Origin of the sequence: Pseudofrankia coriaricola, from assembly GCF_001854805.1 — a bacterium.
Lineage (GTDB): Bacteria > Actinomycetota > Actinomycetes > Frankiales > Frankiaceae > Pseudofrankia.
The window spans coordinates 1-3,202 of sequence record NZ_MBLO01000162.1 but is presented as its reverse complement, the minus strand read 5'-3'; the positions used below and the strand labels follow the sequence as shown (position 1 = coordinate 3,202).

Here is a 3,202-nt window from a genome sequence, read left to right as displayed (position 1 = left end):
GTCAACCACAAACCCAGATCATCCACGCCCCACCGCCACGATCAAGCAACAGCCACAACGTGTCACCCCAACACAAACGCCCAGCTCAGCGGACCGCACCTGAGTTCGGTCACCTGCTCGTTTTCGATCATGGTGTAGTGCGTTGACCTGGGGTGATGGGTGCCTGGTGGGTGGTTCTGAGGCACTAATTGGTGCCCTACGGTGTGGTTGTGGCCTGGATTCGGCGGGTGCGGACGGCGTCGGGGGCGACGGCTGTGCAGATCGCCGAGTCGGTCGGGGGCCGGCGGCGGATCGTCGCGCATGTGGGTTCGGCGCATACCGAGGCCGAGCTTGGGGTGCTCATCGAGCGGGCCCGGGAACTGTTGGAGGCTCCGGGCCAGGGCGAGCTCGAGCTCGGGGTCGAGCCGGTCGCGGTGAGGACCCCGCTGCTCGGCGAGGCCGGCCCTGCCCCGCCGGTTCTGTTCGACGTGGCCGTGGAACCGCTGCGTGGGCGGGTGGCGGTCGCTGGGCCGCGGGTGGTCGCGACCGGCTCGCGGGTGCTCTACGACGTGCTCGTCTCGGTGTTCACGTCGTTGGGGTTCGACGCCCTGGGCGACGAGGTGTTCCGGGACCTGGTGATCGCCAGGCTGGTCGAGCCGACGTCGATCCTGGACACCGGCAGGGTGCTGGTGGACCTCGGCGCCACGCCGGCGAGCGAGAAGACGATGCGCCGCACCCTGCTCCGCGCGCATCAGGGCGGCTACCGCGACCAGCTCGCGGGGCTGTGTTTCGCCCACGCCAGGGCCGCTGGTGATGTCTCGCTGTGTCTCTACGACGTGACCACGCTCTACTTCGAGGCCGAGAACGAGGACGAACTGCGCCGGGTCGGCTACTCCAAGGAACGCCGCGTCGACCCACAGATCGTCGTCGGGCTACTCGTCGACCGGTACGGGTTCCCGCTCGAGATCGGCTGCTACGAGGGCAACCGGGCCGAGACCGCGACGATCCTGCCGATCGTCCGCCAGTTCAGGAACCGCCACGGCCTGGAGAACCTGGTCGTGGTCGCCGACGCCGGCATGCCCTCCGCGGCCAACCTGCGCGACCTCGACGAGGCCGGGTTCGGGTTCATCGTCGGTTCCCGGGTCACCAAGGCGCCGATCGATCTGGAGTCCCACTTCCGCTGGCACGGCGACGCGTTCACCGACGGGCAGATCATCGACACGATCACTCCCAGAAAGGGCCGCAACCGGGACAACGACGTCGCGTTGAAGGCCGAGCCCGTCTGGGACCGGGAACAGCACCCCGCGTCGTGGCGGGCGGTCTGGGCCTACTCCGCCAGACGCGCCGCCCGCGACAACAGGACCCTCACCGCCCAGGAGAACCGCGCCCGCGCCGTCGTCGGGGGAGAACAGACCGCGCGCACCCCGAGATTCGTCACGGTCACAGGCGACACCACCACCCTCGACGAGGCCAGCCTCGCCCGCGCCCGCCGACTCGTCGGCCTCAAGGGCTACGTCACCAACCTCCCGGTCACCGTCGTGACCGCCCCCGAGGTCATCGCGAACTACCACGACCTCTGGCACGTCGAGCAGTCGTTCCGGATGTCCAAGACCGACCTCGCCGCCCGGCCCATGTTCGTACGCACCAAAGACGCAATCGAAGCCCACCTGACCATCGTGTTCACCGCGCTCGCCGTCGCCCGCGCCATCCAGAACCGCACCGGCCTCGCGGTCCGCAACGTCATCCGACAGCTCCGCCCACTCCGCTCCGCGACCATCGCGATCAACGGCGCCGCCCAGACCTTCCCACCCGAACTCGACCCCGAACGGAGAACCCTGCTCGACGCCCTCACGGGCAAGGCACTAACCAAATGACCGAACTCAGGTCCAACGACACGGACGGGTCAGCCACAAACCCAGATCATCCACGCCCCACCGCCACGATCAAGCAACAGCCACAACGTGTCACCCCAACACAAACGCCCAGCTCAGCGGACCGCAGCCACCCACCCGTGAATGGACACCCGCTTGGGGCCGGTCCGGCTGGACTTTCACCAGCTAGTTCTCTGCGCCGCCCGGCGCACACTACGGCCGCCTCCGACTCCCCACCCGACACGTCACCCACTTCCCGAGATCATCGGTTATAGGATGTCGCCCCTCCGGCAGCTATATCGCGGTACTGCCGGGCCAGGCAGGGTCTCCCCAGTTCCCGCCGTCACTACTGAACGTTCCGCGCCCCATACCCCGAGGAGTCCTTCACGGCTGCAATCCAGGATCTACACCGCTTCCGTGGCCTTCACCGTGATTTCCGCGGCTCGGCACTCCCTGTTCCCGCCGAAGCGGGCCTCTAACGAGGCGGCAGGCTTCGCTTCATGCTACGGACCGTCCAGTCGCTCCCCCTTGCAGGGTTTTTGACGCTGGGCTCCGACCCGACCAGCGGTGGTTTGTTGTGATCGTTTGATCATGTATGGGTGGCCGGGGAATTCCTGGCTGTGTCGGGTAGGGAAGGAGTGGTTCGGTCGCGGGGGTGATCGTGATGACAGAGCGGCTGCCGTGTCCGCCGGCTCCGGCGCCGGTGGAGGCGTACGCGTCCCGGTTCGATGATCTGTTTGCCTCTCGGGCGCAGCGTCGGGCGTTCCGGGACTACCTGGTCGGTCTGCTGCTGCCGCGGGACCGGAACAAGACGTTGACGTGTCTGGCCGGGGCGGAGCCGGTGGTGGGCGCGCAGCATCGGGAGGTCCAGCGGCTGCAGTGGTTCCTGTCCGAGTCCCGGTGGGACCACGAGAAAATCGACACTCGGCGGGTCGAGCTGCTCCTGGCGGCGCCGGCCACCCGGCCTCATCCCGGTGGGGTACTGGTCCTGGACGACTCCGGGGACCGCAAGAGCGGGCACGCCACCGCGGGGGTGTCCCGCCAGTACATCGGTTCCCGCAACRGCGTGGACCGCGGGATCGTCGCGGTGTCCACGGCCTGGGCGGACGAGCGGGTGTACCACCCGCTGCACACCCGGCTCTATCTCCCGGCGCCGTGCCTGCCCGGCGGCCGGGCCGATCCGTCGTTTCGGACCAAGGGGCAGCTCGCCGCCGCTCTGGTCACCGACACCCACACCGCCGGCGTCCCGTTCCGCGCGGTGGTCGCCGACTGCTTCTACGGTCCGTCCGAAAGCCCCGGGCTGGTCGCCGAGCTACGCGAGACCGGGGTGCCGTTCGTGCTGGCCCTCAAAC

At 68.6% G+C, this 3,202-nt stretch carries 2 protein-coding genes; both read left to right on the top strand.

What is annotated here, in order from left to right:
- Window positions 1–209 precede the first annotated feature (209 nt).
- Complete coding sequence (locus tag BCD48_RS21015; protein WP_071050119.1) at window positions 210–1,853, top strand: IS1634 family transposase; 1,644 nt, start codon at window positions 210–212, stop codon at window positions 1,851–1,853.
- Between the two features lie 661 nt (window positions 1,854–2,514).
- The coding region (locus BCD48_RS21010; protein WP_131804070.1) for an IS701 family transposase at window positions 2,515–3,202 on the top strand (688 nt) is incomplete at its 3' end.